Origin of the sequence: Mesorhizobium sp. B2-3-7 (assembly GCF_006442695.1) — a bacterium.
Taxonomy (GTDB): domain Bacteria; phylum Pseudomonadota; class Alphaproteobacteria; order Rhizobiales; family Rhizobiaceae; genus Mesorhizobium.
The window spans coordinates 212,407-226,641 of record NZ_VFVV01000006.1; the positions used below are offsets into that span (position 1 = coordinate 212,407).

The window sequence follows — 14,235 nt, forward strand, 5'->3', positions numbered from 1 at the left end:
AAAATGCCAGCAATCAAAAGGGTCGACGGGCGGCCGGTTCCGGCCAAGCCGAAGAGGAAACCCGCAACGAAGGCCAAGCCGGAGCAGGAAAAAGTCGCTCATGTCATCGCCGGCGCCGGGTATCCGCCCTCGACGCTCGAAGAGTTTCGCGCGGCCTATGACGATCTCGAAATTCGGAGCCGCCGCTCTATGAACCGGGCCTGGAAGGCGGAGGCTGCTGTTGCTCGGCTCGAAGTTACGATCGAGGTCTTGGGCGATGCGCTGGCCACGGCCAGGCAGCGGCTCGCCGATCACGATGAAATACCGTTCTAGGAGGACAACAATGGACATTCTGGAAATCGACGCCGTCAGCTTCGCCGGCCGCGTGGCTCATGTCGCGGCGGCCGAGCTCGCCGGGCTACTTGTCTTCGGCGAGGTGCGCCCGCTGCCGACATGGTTCGCCGCCGGCACGGATCTCGCCGAAGGCTATGATGTGACAACCGATATCGAGGCGATGGCAGTCTATGTGTCGCGCCGCCTCTGTATCGGCGAAACGCTCTATCGCAGCCGCTCGGCCACCGATTGGGAAGACGTCGACCCGGCCATCAAAATGGCCTTCGACCTGTTCGCCTCGACCACGGCAAGCGTCGTTTCGAAGCTGCTGGCCAGCCAGGAACAGGCCGAGAAAGATCTCGAGCTCGCCACCAGGCCGCCGGCGCCGGCGATCGCCGTCGAGGACACGATCTACGAGACGGAGGAAAGCCTGCATACGCTGCGCCCGGAGGCGGTCCAGGCGCAAAAGCAGATCGCCCACTACGACCAGGCGCAGAAGGCCGACAGGAAGGCCAAGCGCGAGGCCAAGGCGCTGGCCGATGCGGCGAAGCGCGCGACCAGGTCGTCGACGTCGGCAACGAAACACGTTGGCGACAAACCCGCACCCATGTCGGTCGGCGAGGCGCCGCCGGCGGCGCCGGTCAATCGCGGCGGCCGTGGCCACAAAAAGCAGCGCTGATCATCGCAACGCGCGCCTCGAGGCCCGGACCCGGGGCGCGTGTACCTGAAATTTTCCGGAAAATTGTCAACCGCGAGCAGCAATGACAGGCCAAAATGACGGGTTCGGCAGCGGACCCGAAAAAAAATCTGCGGGCAAAAAGAAGGTGTCGGCCGTCATCGGCGCATCGGTCGGCCGGATCGAGCATGCGTTGAAGCGCCAGGCCATTCGCTGGCCGCTCAAGGGCATGCCCTATGAGGGCATAACGCCCGGCGCCTGGCGCGAGGAGGGCGAGCTCGACACGACGGGCTACCTGCCGGCGGACTGCCCGGTGCGGCCGCTCGGCTATTCCGGCGAGGATTACTATTTCGTCGACACGTCCGGCCAGGTGTTCAACAGCGGCGACAAGGCGCTCGGCGTCGAGCGCGTGCAGAAGCTGTTCGCCGGCTGCGAGGATTTTCTCTATTGGGCTTGGCCCAGCTGGTCGGCCGGCAAGAACCGCCGCGTCACCGGCTTCAAGGCGGAGGAAGTGCGTCGCGATCTCTACGCCGCCTGCCGCACGCGCGGACCCTGGACGCCAACCGATCGCGTGCGCGGCCGCGGCGCCTGGCTGGACAATGAAGGCCGGCTTATCCTGCATTGCGGCGAGTATCTGTGGGTCAACGGCAGGCTCGAGGACACCGGCGAGCTCGGCGACTATTTCTACGTCCGGCGGCAGGCAGCGCTTGTGCCCTGGTCCGAACCCGTGACGTCGGACATCAACCCGGCCGTCGAGATCGTCAAGCATTTGCGGACATGGAATTTCGAGCGCGGCGACGTCGACGTAATGATCGCGCTGGGCTGGAAGGGCGTTGCCCTGATGGGCGCGGCGCTGGAATGGCGGCCGTCGATCTTCATCGTCGGCGACAGCGGCGCGGGCAAGAGCGAGCTTTCGGGCAAGACCGGCCTGTTTCGCGCCTCGCTTGGCCGCTCGATGCTGTCGACCACCAATGCCAGCGAGGCCGGCCTCTACCAGATCGTCGGCCATGACAGCCTGCCGATCTTCATCGACGAGCTCGAGGGCGACGACAATCCCGAGCAGGCGCAGAAGATCGTCAAGATGGCGCGTGACGCGGCGTCGGGATCCGTGCGCATCAGGGGCGGCAGCGATCACAAGGGCGTCGAGTTCGCCGCGCAATCGACCTTCGGCTTTTCCGCCATCAATCCGCCCGGCATTCCACCGGCCTCGATGTCACGCATGGCGGTCTTGCAGCTCAATCCCTTGCAGTCCGCCGATGGCAAGGCGCCGCGGCTGAAGGCGGCCGAGACGGTCGGGCCAAGGCTGCTGCGCCGCATCGCCGACCACTTCCATGAGTTTCCCGAGATCTATGAGGCCTATCGCACGACGCTGCGCGAGCATGGCCACAATGCGCGTGGCCAGAACACGTTCGGCACGTTCCTCGCCGCTGCGCACCTGCTGCTCGGCGACGAAGGCATGGAGGCTTGCGGGCTCGAATTCGAAAATCTCGACCATTGGGGCGCGCTGCTGGCGGCCGACGCGGTGCCCGAGCTCGAGAACGTCAAGCCGACCTGGCTGGATTGCATCGAGAAGATCCTGACCAGGCCGATCGACCAGTTCAAGGGCGGCACCAGGCACACGCCGGCGCAGATCCTGGAGGATTTGCAGAACAAGGCGATCTCCTTCGTCGACGCGGCCGAGCGCCTCGCTTCGGCGGATCTCGGCCTGGTCGACAGCGGCGAGCTGCTCGAGGGCTATTATCTGGCCGTGCCGCATCAGAGCGACATCCTGGCGCGCATGCTGGCCGGCACCGCCTACGCGCCGATCGGCGTCAACACCACGTCCTGGAGCTGGGCGCTGCGGCGAGGGCCGCGGCCGCAGATCTTCATCCTCGACAAGGACCGCAACCGCATCACGATCGCCGGACACCAGCGGCGCTGCACGCTCGTGCGTGTGGCCGAGCTGCGGCGCTGGCTTCACAAGCACGGATGATTACTACGATGGCTGGCTCGCAATACTTCAAACCTACACGTCGCATTACAAAAAATCTTGCTGGCCGGCAGGCCAGCGCCAATTCCATGTCGATCGCACCAGGTGCGATTGGCCCAATGCCCGCACCCCGGACCCAGCCGCGCGCCTCATTTTCCCTGACCCTCACCCTTCAGGGATCGAGAAGGAGGCCGGTTGACGGCTTGGGCGGCGGCTTAGGCTCTCTGCATCGCGCGGGTTCTCGCCCTTCTGATGGGTCCGGGGGCTGCGGTGTCTAGGAAGTGTCTTCGAAGTGTCTAGACGCCAAGCCATTGAAAACAAAGCGATACCTATGATTTCAGACACCTTAGACACCTTAGACACCTTGGCCTCTCATATGTGCACGCGCGCGCGCCCATGTACGAGTTTCCATGTGTCTAAAGTGTCTTATGTGTCTATTTCTAAGCAAGCCGCTGATTTCCTTGCGAAAATCGCAAGACACCGGCCTAGACACTGCGTAGACACCTCGATCGGGCGCAAACCAATAAAATATTCCGTGGTGGCGTCATGAGCGGCGATCGGGACCTGTTCGAAAGCGAGGAAGAGGCGCGATCGGCCCGCGCACGGCTCGAAATTGGCAATCCGTTCGCCGACGCCGGCGCGCAGGCGCAGCGGCGCGGGCGCGGCCGGCCGAGCGGTGCGCTCAACGTCAAGACCAAGGATTTCGAGCGCTACTATGCCGCCATGGGGTTCCGGGATCCGCTCCAAGCCTGGGCGCAGTTCCTGACGGCTGACCCTGTGGCGTTGCAGGCATGGTTCGAGGAGCATGAGCAGACGCGGATCGCGGTCGGCAAGGGCACGGCCAAGGCTGTGCCCTCGCTGCTCGAGATCATCCATGAGCAGCACCAGGTGGCGCTCGCCCTGGCGCCCTACCTGCATGGCAAGAAACCCGTCCAGGTGGAGATCATCGACGAGCGCCTGCCGACGCTGATCGTGGATCTCGGCACCAACCAGCTGGCCGACGCGCGCCGCCTGGCCGAGCAGCGGGCGCTATCGGTCGGCGCGCCGATCGAGATCGAGGGCGAGACCGCCGACATCAAGGAAAACAACGACTTAGCGGGGGACGAATGACAACGCCTCACGGACCAACGCCTCACGTGGCAGGCAAGGCCTTCAAATCATTGGTGTTTCGGCCATTGCGCCCGCTGATCGAAAATCAGCGGGGCAGGAAGGGGGTCCCCCTCATTTGGCAAGGTCGACCTGGCCTCGACCAGGCGCAGCGGCTCGGCCGTGGCCAGCAGGCCGGCGCTGCAACCATGGCGCGCGGAAGGCGCTTCCCCCGAAAGGGGGGCCGACCCCCCATACAGGGGCAGGCGTTCTCACACCGTCTGCCCTTTTCGCATCTGCCGGAGGCGGGATGTGGCCGGGAAAATAGGGCGCGGGTCAACGCGGTGCTGCGGGGCGCGGGTCTGGGGTATGGGGTCATCGCGTGATGGAAGCTGCGCCGCAGAATTTGGACATGTCCAAATCGAAATCGGATGCCGCGTTGATGGAGCTCTACCGGCTGCTCGCCAACCGCAACGCGCCCAAGCCGGGTAGCTTCACCAGCCTGTCGGCCGACCAGCGGCGGGAATATTTCCGGGTCGCCCGGCAGCGGAGCCGAGCCAGGGCGCGGGCGGCCGCCGGCGCAGGCGCGATCGAGGCCAACACGCGAAATGTCCGTGACGCGCTGGCCGACGCGGCGCTGATGATCCTGGCCGTCAAAGCGCCAGGAGCGGACCTGGTGCTTGAGGTGCTGGCGAACGTGTTCAGCAAGCGGCCCGGCGTGGCGGTAACAGTCCAGCAGAAGGCCAGGTCGGGAAAGCTGCAGCCGAAGCTGGCAACAACGAGGAGAGAGCTATGATCAGAGAACCTGAAACCTGCCCGGTCTGCTTTGTGACTTTCAATCCGGGTGATGAATGCGCAACCGACATCGAGCTCGGCACCTGCCATGCCGCCTGCCTCGAAGGCTCGCCAGTAGTCGATCTTGGCACTGGCGAGCCGAGCGAAGGGCCGATCTCGACATTCCCATTCGAGACGTGAGCTCCCTATGAGCGAGCACATTTCGGACATCGTCAGCCGGGACGATCTGACTATCCTGGCGGAGGAAGAGGTTCGCAAGCTCGTCGCGAAATACGAGCTCGCCGAACACTTCGATCCGTATCGGTACGTTCCGCCTGGCCCTGTGGCGCAGGCCTTCATCCTGTCGACGGCGCTGACGAAAGTCATCATGGGGCCGCTCGGTGGCGGCAAGACGACGACCTGCGCGTTTGCGCGGATCTACGCTTCCACCCTGGCGCCGGTCGCGTGGCATCCGGAGGACGGCAAGCCAACCCGCATGTGCCGTTGGATCGTGCTGCGCGACACCTTCCGATCGGCCGAAAAGACCGTTTTGGAAAGCTGGAAGCAATGGTTCCCCAAGGGCTACCCGGGCTCGACCTGGACCGGCGGCAACGATCGACCAGTGACGCATGTTCTGCGTTTCATCGGCGCGGACGGCGTCCGGATCGAGGCGATCACGGAATTCGCCGGCCTGGGTGAGGCGTCGATCGAGACGCTGATGAAGGGCCGCGAATATTCCGGCGCCTGGCCGAACGAGCTCGACACGCATGCACCTGGTGCGCTGGACGATCTCGAGCAGCGCGTCGGCCGCTACCCGAAATCGGACATCCTGCTCACAAAGGCCCAGCTCGAGGCCTTGGCTCGGGAGAAGGGCAAGGCCTCGATTGTGTCGGGTCCGCGCATGCGCTTCGTCATCGGCGACATGAACGCGCCGACTATCGACAATTGGACCTACAAGGCCTTTGTCACTAACAAGAAGCCCGACCGGCTGCTGTTCCGCCAGCCGTCCGGCCGATCGGTCGACGCCGAAAACCGCTTCAATCTCGAGGCGGATTATTACGATCGCATCATCCGCAACCAGGAGGAACATTTCGTCAAGCGTATGGTCGACAACGAGTTCGGCTATTCGCGATCGGGCAAGCCGGTTCTGACCAGCTTCTCCTACTTCAAGCACGTCGCCTCGAGCCGGCTGACCTACCGGCCGGAACTCGATCTCTACATAGGCATCGACGCCTCGACGTCGGGCCTGTCGCCCGCGGCTATTTTCGCCCAGGCCTGGGCGCCGCGCATCGCCTTCCTGGACGAATTCTATCTCGGCCACGGTGTCGGCACAGCTCGCTATGCCGAAGGCCTAAAGATGAAGATCGACAGCGACTATCCGGACGCTAGGTCGATCAAGGTTTATGTCGACCCCGCGGCGCAGTATGGAGCCGACAAGGAAGGCGGCCAGCTGGCGGCGCTGGAATTGCTGTCCGTGATCCTTGGTCTGCCGGTGATGGTGCCTGCCAACGGCTCTAACGAGCTCGGCATGCGCATCGATGCGGTCAATTCCGAACTGCGCGGCTACCTCGAGCCGCATTCGCACCTGATCGTCTGTCCGGAGAAATGCCCGCTCTGGCTTGAGGGCGCCGCCGGCAAGTACCGTTTCCGCAAGAAGCCGGAAAATTCTGGCAATGAGTACGATGACATCCCCGAAAAGCTGCACCCGTGGTCGGATCTTCAGGACGGCGGGCAATATGCGATCCTAGGCATTCGCGGTCGCGCCGCTGCAATCCGTGGCGCCGCGACGGGGCGCGGCCAGGGCGAGGCCGGCCGTCGTTGGGGCTCGCAGACCGCCGGCGGCGATCGCCGGCCGACACAGCGAGAGCGCGGCGGCTTCAATCCGCACAAGTTTTGACCATGGTTGTGACAATCACGTCGCCGGCGTCTCTGTTCGACATGGCCGAGCTCTCGGGCGCGAGCTCGCGGCTGATGTGGGCGGTGGCGCGGGAAATGTGGGCCAAGGGCAGCACCTTCGCTATTCGCGCCGGCGACGATCTGATCGGCCTGGCCGGCATCTATCCTCTCAATCCAGACTGCGGCGAGTGCTGGTTCAACGTCACGCCGGCAGGCGCAGGGCACATGCTGGCGATCTGCCGGGCGATCAAGTTGACGATACGGGCGAGCGGCTACCGTGAAATCGTGGCGGTTTGCACCTCCGATGCCGGAAAGCGCATCGCGGCTGCGGCCGGCATGCAGTTTTTTGAGCGAACCGAAATGGGAGAAGTCTGGTCATGCCAACCCTCTTTGGTGGCGGAAACGACGCCGCAAAACAGCAGCTCGAGGCGCAGCAGCGCCGTAGTCTCGCAGATCTAGCCAAGCAACAGGGCGAGGTCGACCAGGCGGCGGCAGCGCCTGCCGGCGGCACCCGAAAGCAAGGTCGTGGCCTGCTGACCTTCCTGTCAGGCTCCGGCCCGGACACGTTCGGCTGACATGTACGAGACGAAACGCCTGAAGGAGCGGCGCAATGCCGCCAAGCGCGAGCACGACAGCTTTCAGCCTCTCGTTGACGAGGCGTTTCAGTACGCCATTCCCTACCGTAAGTCGACGCGCGACACCGGCACCGGCGAAAAGCGCGTCGACCAGGTCTTCGACCAAACCGCGATCGACAGCGCGTTTCGCTTCGCCGGCAAGCTGCAACAGGATCTCTGGCCAACAGGCCAGCAGAATTTTGAGCTTGAGCCGGGGCCGATCGTGCTGGACCAGCGTCAACGCGAGGCGATGAAAGCCGAGCTCGAGCCGATATCGCTGGTGTTGAGCGCTTTTGACGACGACGGCGATTGGGACATGGCGTTCCACGAAATGGCGCTCGAGCTGTCGGCCGGCACCGGCGCCATGCTGATGAACTCTAGCGACGATCCCGATCTGTTGTGGGAGCCGATCTCTGTCTCGGTCGACGAGTTGCTGCTCGAGAAAGGGCGCAACAACAAGATCTCCGGCATCTTCTGGACGCAAAAAATGTGCCTGCGCGTGCTCTGGGACACCTGGCCGGAGGGCAGTTTCGGCCGCGAGCTCACAGAGCTCTATCGAACGAAGCCGGAAACCGAGATCGACGTCAACTGCGACACCGTCTGGGACAAGGCCAAACGCCGTTGGGTCATGCTGATCTGGTGCGAAAAGCAGGAGACGATCATCTACACGTCGATGTCGCGAACCTGTCCCTGGCTGACGCCGCGGTATATGCGCGTTCCCGGCGAAACCAAGGGGCGCGGCCTGGTGATGCTGGCGATGCCGACCATCAAGACTGCCAACACGGCCAAGAGATTGATGCTGCAAGCCGGCGCGATCGCCATGCTCGGCATCTACACTGCCGTCGACGATGGCGTGTTCAATCCGGATCTGGCGCCGCTCGAGCCGGGCGTGTTCTGGAAGGTCGCGCGCAACGGCGGCACGCTCGGCCCTTCCGTTTCGCGTTTCCCGGATCCGCGCCTCGATCTGGCCGGCCTGGTGGTCAAGGACATGCAGTCCGAGATCAAGGCGACGATGATGGACCAGACGCTGCCGCCGGACAGCGCGGCGGTGAAGTCTGCGACCGAGATCCTCGAGCGGGTGAAGCGGCTTGCCGCCGACCATATCGGCGCGTTCGGCCGCCTGGTGAAGGAAATCGTGGTGCCGTCCGTGAAGCGGCGCATGGAGCTCGCCTACAATAAGGGCCTGATCCGCTCCGAGATCCCGATCGACCAGTTGCTCGTGCGGGTCAAGGTCAAGTCGCCGCTGGCGCTGGCGCGCGAGGCCGAACGCATCGGCAAGATCGTTCAATGGCTGGAAATGGTCATCGCTATCCTGACGTCGACCGGCAACCCGCAAGGCATCGGCCGCATCGCCAAGCTCGACCAACTGCTCACCGATATCGCCAGCGACATGGGTGTGCCGTCGAAATACGTCGTGACGACTGACGAGCGCGCGGAAATGGACAAGGTCGCCCAGCAACAGCAGCTCGCCCTGGCGGCGGCTGCCGCGGCGTTGGGCGCAGCAGGTGGGATGCCGGCACCATGAGCAGAGACAGAGACGTCCAGGACATCGTTTCAGGCGCCGCGCGTGCCGGGTGGGATTGGTTCGACGGTGCCGACGAACGGGTCCGCGAAAGGCTGGATGCTCGCCAGTCGCTCGAGGGCGAAGACGCCAAGGCCGTGGCGCGCGCTTGGGCGGATTTCGCCGCTACGCCCGGAGGTGAGAAGGCACTCAAGGCTCTGGCCAAGGCGACGCTTGATCGAACTGTTTTCTTCGTCAATCTCGGCCTCGATCCCATGTCGATGGCCGTTTTCGGGGCGTTCCGCGAGGGTCAGAACGCACTCGCACATGAAATCTTCCGCCAGGTTGCCAAGGGCCAAGGCGAAACCCTCCTTCCGAGAGACGTGACTTAACCGGAGAACGTGACATGAGGAACATGCTGGACAGGTATTTGCCGCTTCGTGCGCCGGACGGCGGCGGTGGTGGTGATGGTGGTGGTGATGGTGGCGGCGTCCAGGCGCCACCACCCCCGCCGCCACCGCCGCCGGCGGGCCTGCCTGATGAGTTCAAGGGCGCCTCGGCAGACGAGGTGCTAGGCAAGCTGCTGGGCGGGTACAATGACGTCAACACCCGTTTCGGCGGCTTGCGGGACAAGCTGGCGACGATGCCGAAGGCGCCGGACAAGCCCGATGGTTACGTCTACGAACCGAGCGAAAAGTTGAAGCCGTATTTCGGCGACCTCAAGGCCAACCCCGTTTTCGACCAGGCGCGCCAGGCGTTCCACAAACACGGCATTCCGGCAAACGCCTTCGCCGGCATCGTCGAGGACCTGTATGGCCCACTGGCAGAAAAGGGGCTGCTCGGCGAGCCGTTCAATCCGCTGAACGAACTGAAGACGTTCGCCAGCGAGCTTGGCCTTGACCAGGCCGGCACCACCAAGGCGCTGACGGAAACCAAGGCCTTTGCCGAAGGCCTCTTCACCCAGCTCAAGGACATCCCGGAAAAGCTTAAGCCAAAAGTCGAGGCGGTGATGCTTGGCCTGACCGACACGGCGGAGGGCAACGTTCTGCTGCGCGCTTTGTCGGGCCGCCTGGCCGAGAACGGTATTCGCATCGCCGGGGAAGGCAACCCCGCCGGCGCGATCACGCTCGAGGACCTGAAAAGGCTCGACAGCGATCCGCGCATCGACCCGAACAATCGCAACCATACCGACCCGGCAAAGCGCTTCGACGAGGATCTGCGCAAGAAGTACGACGAGGCCTACCAGCGCCTCGCGCCGGCCAACAAGACGGCCTGGTAAAGTTGACCGCATCGCCGCCCGATTAGGCTTCTCCTGCACTTTCGGGCGGACCTGCGCCGCCGGTGGCCTCTCCTCCTTCCGCCCCGGCGGGCTTCGGAGGACCTGCCGGCGCGTTCGCGGCCTCTCCACCCCGGTGTTTCCCTTTTAACATCGGAGTTCCAACATGACCGTGAATGCACCCACCTGGTTCCCTACCCAGTACGCGAACCGGGCCATGCACATCTACCAGAACAAGGGCAACCGGCTTCGCCCGATGGTGACGGCCGCAACCCGCATCGAAGGCGCCGAGAAAGCCGTCTTCTGGCTCGCCGGCAAGACCGTCGCCCGCAAAAAGACCGCCGCCAACCAGCGCAACATTCCCGGCGGCGCCGACCGCAAGAAATTCGAGGTGCCGCTCGCCACCTGGGTCGCCTTCGATACTGTCGAGGAATACAACCTCGACCGCATGTCGGTGGACGAAAAAGAAGTCGTCTACCAGTCGGGCGCCATGGCGCTCGGCCGCGCCACCGACATCGAGGTCTACAGCGTCATGAAGGCGGCCAAGCCCGCCGCCGACGCCGGTCTCGATTTCTCCGCCGGCGCCTTCACCGCCGCCAATGCCTTGCTCCTTTGCTCGGCGCTTCAGAACGACAAGGTGCCGTGGGACGGCCAGGTCTATTGCGGCCTGCCTTCGCTGCAATGGAACCAGTTCCTCGGTAACAAGGTGGTCAACTCGGCCGACCATGTGAAGGATCTGCCGTTCACCCAGGCGACCGACACCCGCTTCTGGAACGGCGTCAACTGGTTCCTCCAGGTCGAGGAAGATCCGGAAGACTTCTACCGGGTGCCGTCCGCCAACAAGCAGGATCTGATGATCTGGCACAAGTCGGCGCTCGGCTGGGGCAACCACACGGATCTTCGCGTCATCCCGCAGTGGGACAACTACGAAGACTGGTGGACCATCAACATGCAGGCCAAGGGCTGCGCCACCACGATGCAGGAAGGCAAGGGGATCAAGTGCTTCACCACCAGCTCGAACAGCGCGATCGCCATCGTCTGATCTGAACCAGCCGCCCGGCGGACCATCCGCCGGGTGCCTTTCCCAACCGCAACGGAGATCCGAACCATGGCTTTCAACGCCAAAGGCTTCAAGACGCTCACCCACGTCGGCACGCCCGATGTGAACGGCGCTGCCGGCAGCAACACCTGCCTGCACGCTTACGTCACCAACGACGACACGGCCGCCGTCATCACCGCGAACTACTTCAACAGCATCGCGACCCGGCTGAAGAAAGGCGACATCATCATGATGTCGCTCGACAATGACGGCACGCCGATGCTGCGCAACTACATCGTCACGGCGATTGCCGCCGGCGTCGTCACGATCGCGGCGCAGAACGTCGCCTGACGTCTTCGCGCCTCGTCGCCAGCTCCGGCGGGTCACGTCGCCGGGGCTGGTTTCGTCAAAATGTAGAGAATGGCCATGTCGCTGCTACAACCCCTCGATATCGTCAACGCCGCCTGCGCCGTCATCGGCGAGGATCCGCTCGAGAGTTTCGACGGCGAGGCCGGCGGCGCCGCAATCTCGATCTACGAGGATGTCGTCGGCTTCAATCTGGGCGTCTATCAGTTTTCCTTCGGCCGAACGATCCGCCAGCTGTCGCGCGTGACCGATGCCGTGCCGCTTTCAGGCTGGACCTACGTATTCGACCTGCCGCGGGAGCGCGTTGGGCCGCCGATCTACGTCACCGACGACATCACCAGCCCCGACCGGCGCTTCAACCGCTACAGCCTGGTCGACGCCACGGTGCATGCGAGCTGCGACCCGTTGTTCGCCATGATCAAGATCATCCCGGCGCCACACCTTTGGAGCGCAACCTTCAAATCCTGCATCATCAGCGCCGTCGCCGCCCGGCTCGCCTTCTCGCTGGCATCCGATCGGCAGACCATGGAAAGCCTCACGCAAGTCGCCTACGGGAGCCCGATGGAGAATTTCCGCGGCGGGCAGATGCGCGCCGCCATCAACGAGGACGCGCAGGCTACACCGCCGCGCAAGCCGGACTGGTCGAACAACCCTTTCGAACGCGCCTGGAAGAGCTGACATGGTCGCGCGCCCGGGCAGGATGCAATCGGCGACGACCGCCGGCGAGCTCGATCCCTCGCTTCATGATCGCTGGGAGCTGAAGTATTTCGGCACCGGATCGCGGCGCATGGAAAATGTCCAGATCATCCCGCAGGGCGGTTTCAAGGTGCGGGACGGCCTGCGTGATGTCGGCGCCGTCGACGCCGCGGCCGCGCGGCTCTTTGCCTTCGACGCTTCCGACGGATCGTCCTATGACCTGGTCTTCAAACCGCTCGGCTGCGCCATGTGGGGTGAAACAGCCCAGCTCGACACGGTGGTTACCGGATTGACCGCCGGCATGCTGTCTACGTTCACGGTGGCGCAGCAGCTCGACACCATGCTTTTGTTTCATGTCGACCTGAAGCCGCAGCGCATCAAAATCCTGGCGCCGAACAACTGGGCGATCGACGACGTCCCCTTCGTCGGCATCCCGACCTATGACTATGGCGGGGTCTACACCAACGGCGTCGCCGCCGAGTGGGAAATCGAATTCGCGGGCCTCAGCGGCACGACGTCGTTCTTCATTCTGACCGTCTCCAACCAGGACACCTTGTCGATCGATTACACGGACGACATGCTGGTGATGGCCACGGCCGTCCAGGACGCGGTGCTCGACCTGCCGAACGTCGCTCCCGGTGTAACCGTTGTCTCGTCGAGCGGCGATGCGACAGGCAAGAAGGTAAGGATCACCTTCTCTGGCGCCGGCAACGAGGGCGACGGCTGGGCGGTAAGCGGCCGTGTCATCAACAAGGCCGACGCGGCCGTGCTTTCGTTCAAGGTAACGCCCGGCGTCGATCCTGGCGAAGATCTGATCTCGGCCACAAAAGGCTGGCCACATTGCGGGGCCTTCTACAGCCAGCGCCTTTTGATCGGCGGCTTCAAATCGCTGCCGAACGCCTGGATGTTTTCGAAAACCGGCGACTATTTCAATTATGACAAGCGGTTCAGCGAGGCCAACGGACCTGCGTTGATCCCCATGGACGTCGCCGGCGGCGAGCGCATCGAGCGCATCGTTCCGAACCGTAACCTGCTGATCTTCACCACCCAGGCCGAATACTGGCTGGCGGAGCGGGCGCTGTCGAAGACGACGGCGCCGAACCATGTCCAGTCGTCGCGGCACGGCGCGCGGCGTGGCGTGCCCATCGCCGAAAACGAAGGCGCGGCCCTGTTCCTGCATTCCGATGGCGATGTGCTCGGCGAAAATCGCTACACCGACGTCGAGGGCAACTTCGTCGCCACCGATATCTCGCTGTTGGCGCCGCACCTGGTCAACCACGTCAAGGATCAGGCCGTGCGCCGCGCCACCAATTCGACCAGCGGCAATTTGCAGGCGATGATCCAGGACGATGGCGCGGCGCGCCTGGTGACGATCTTGCGCGAACAGGAAGTCACGGCCTTCACCCGGATGACGACGGCCGGCACGCCGATCGCCGTCTCGGTCAACGGCCGCAACGAAATGAGCTGGCTTATCGACCGGCCGGACGCACGGCGCCTCGAACGCTTCGAAAACGGGTTGCTGCTCGATGCCGCGATCTCGTTCACCTATGGCGTTCCCACGACCGTGATCGCCGGCCTGGCGCGGTTCAACGGCCGCGACGTCTGGGCGATCGGGGACGATGATGTGTTCGGGCCTTTCCATGTCGGCGGCGGCTCGATCACGCTTCCCGCCGGCGTGATGGCAGTGACTGTGGGGACCTGGTCGCCGCCAGTGGTGCAGACCTTGCCGCTTCCGCGAACGGTCGGACCGAACATCGTCCTCAAGCGCCGCGCGCGGATCCATTCCGTCATCCTGTCTGTGCTGGACACCACGTCGATCGCGATCGGCGTCAACGGCAAGGCACCGGTCGATGTCGACCTGCTGCGCTATGGAGCGGTCGCCGACCTGCCGGAGTTGCAGGCACCGTTCACGGGTGATCTCAAGCTGCGCGGCCTGACCGGTTACCAGGACGATCCGTATGTCACCATCACGCAAAATCGACCTGGTCGCATGACGGTCCGGTCGATCACCATCGAAGCGGCGCTCTAGG

The 14,235-nt window shown here is 64.0% G+C and carries 15 protein-coding genes; all 15 read left to right on the plus strand.

The features are described from left to right. The first annotated feature begins 3 nt into the window (after positions 1-3). The 15 genes from FJ940_RS14140 to FJ940_RS14215 all read left to right on the plus strand — a co-directional run bounded on the left by FJ940_RS14140 (position 4) and on the right by FJ940_RS14215 (position 14,234). Complete coding sequence (locus tag FJ940_RS14140; RefSeq protein ID WP_140656877.1) at positions 4-312, plus strand: hypothetical protein; 309 nt, start codon at positions 4-6, stop codon at positions 310-312. 10 nt (positions 313-322) lie between these two features. Continuing rightward, positions 323-991 carry a hypothetical protein gene (locus FJ940_RS14145; RefSeq protein WP_140656879.1) on the plus strand — a complete coding sequence of 223 codons (669 nt, stop codon included), beginning with the start codon at positions 323-325 and terminating at the stop codon, positions 989-991. 145 nt (positions 992-1,136) lie between these two features. Further along, on the plus strand, positions 1,137-2,960 hold the full coding sequence (locus FJ940_RS14150) for a hypothetical protein (RefSeq protein WP_140656881.1): 1,824 nt from the start codon (positions 1,137-1,139) through the stop codon (positions 2,958-2,960). Between the two features lie 543 nt (positions 2,961-3,503). Then, positions 3,504-4,067: a hypothetical protein gene (locus tag FJ940_RS14155; RefSeq protein ID WP_140656883.1), complete on the plus strand. Its 564-nt coding sequence runs from the start codon at positions 3,504-3,506 to the stop codon at positions 4,065-4,067. A 388-nt stretch (positions 4,068-4,455) separates the two neighbouring features. Further along, positions 4,456-4,839, plus strand: a complete 384-nt coding sequence (locus FJ940_RS14160) for a hypothetical protein (protein WP_140656885.1) — start codon at positions 4,456-4,458, stop codon at positions 4,837-4,839. Further along, on the plus strand, positions 4,836-5,018 hold the full coding sequence (locus FJ940_RS14165) for a hypothetical protein (RefSeq protein WP_140656887.1): 183 nt from the start codon (positions 4,836-4,838) through the stop codon (positions 5,016-5,018). Before FJ940_RS14160 ends, FJ940_RS14165 begins: the two co-directional genes overlap by 4 nt. Positions 5,019-5,025: 7 nt before the next feature. Next, positions 5,026-6,714: a hypothetical protein gene (locus FJ940_RS14170; RefSeq protein ID WP_140656889.1), complete on the plus strand. Its 1,689-nt coding sequence runs from the start codon at positions 5,026-5,028 to the stop codon at positions 6,712-6,714. 41 nt (positions 6,715-6,755) lie between these two features. Next, positions 6,756-7,172, plus strand: coding sequence for a hypothetical protein (locus FJ940_RS14175; RefSeq protein WP_140656891.1), 417 nt, complete (start codon positions 6,756-6,758; stop codon positions 7,170-7,172). A 117-nt stretch (positions 7,173-7,289) separates the two neighbouring features. Continuing rightward, the gene (locus tag FJ940_RS14180) at positions 7,290-8,852 is read left to right on the plus strand and encodes a portal protein (RefSeq protein WP_140656893.1); all 1,563 of its coding nucleotides are present in this window, start codon (positions 7,290-7,292) and stop codon (positions 8,850-8,852) included. After that, complete coding sequence (locus FJ940_RS28475) at positions 8,849-9,220, plus strand: hypothetical protein (protein WP_140728051.1); 372 nt, start codon at positions 8,849-8,851, stop codon at positions 9,218-9,220. Before FJ940_RS14180 ends, FJ940_RS28475 begins: the two co-directional genes overlap by 4 nt. Before the next feature lie 14 nt (positions 9,221-9,234). Continuing rightward, positions 9,235-10,107, plus strand: a complete 873-nt coding sequence (locus tag FJ940_RS14195) for a hypothetical protein (protein ID WP_181171770.1) — start codon at positions 9,235-9,237, stop codon at positions 10,105-10,107. A 163-nt stretch (positions 10,108-10,270) separates the two neighbouring features. Further along, positions 10,271-11,146, plus strand: coding sequence for a phage capsid protein (locus tag FJ940_RS14200; RefSeq protein ID WP_140656901.1), 876 nt, complete (start codon positions 10,271-10,273; stop codon positions 11,144-11,146). Positions 11,147-11,212: 66 nt separating this feature from the next. Continuing rightward, positions 11,213-11,494, plus strand: coding sequence for a hypothetical protein (locus tag FJ940_RS14205; protein WP_140656903.1), 282 nt, complete (start codon positions 11,213-11,215; stop codon positions 11,492-11,494). A gap of 75 nt (positions 11,495-11,569) precedes the next feature. After that, positions 11,570-12,187, plus strand: a complete 618-nt coding sequence (locus tag FJ940_RS14210; RefSeq protein ID WP_140656905.1) for a hypothetical protein — start codon at positions 11,570-11,572, stop codon at positions 12,185-12,187. Between the two features lies 1 nt (position 12,188). Next, on the plus strand, positions 12,189-14,234 hold the full coding sequence (locus FJ940_RS14215; protein WP_140656907.1) for a hypothetical protein: 2,046 nt from the start codon (positions 12,189-12,191) through the stop codon (positions 14,232-14,234). Position 14,235 lies beyond the last annotated feature (1 nt).